This is a genomic window from Kineosporia sp. NBRC 101677 (assembly GCF_030269265.1).
Classification (GTDB): Bacteria; Actinomycetota; Actinomycetes; order Actinomycetales; family Kineosporiaceae; genus Kineosporia; species Kineosporia rhizophila.
This window is the reverse complement of record NZ_BSTA01000062.1, coordinates 1-274: the sequence shown is the minus strand read 5'-3', so window position 1 is coordinate 274 and position 274 is coordinate 1. Positions and strand designations below refer to the sequence as shown.

Genomic DNA, 274 nt, shown 5'->3' with positions numbered 1-274 from the left:
TGAGTTCCCACCATGACGTGCTGGCAACATAGAACGAGGGTTGCGCTCGTTGCGGGACTTAACCCAACATCTCACGACACGAGCTGACGACAACCATGCACCACCTGTGAGACGCCCTTACGGACCCGACATCTCTGCCGGTAAACGCCCCATGTCAAGCCTTGGTAAGGTTCTTCGCGTTGCATCGAATTAATCCGCATGCTCCGCCGCTTGTGCGGGCCCCCGTCAATTCCTTTGAGTTTTAGCCTTGCGGCCGTACTCCCCAGGCGGGGCG

General features: G+C 58.4%; 1 rRNA gene. It reads right to left on the bottom strand.

The window, feature by feature from the left end:
- A 16S ribosomal RNA gene (locus QSK18_RS35750) occupies positions 1-274 on the bottom strand; the annotation flags it as partial.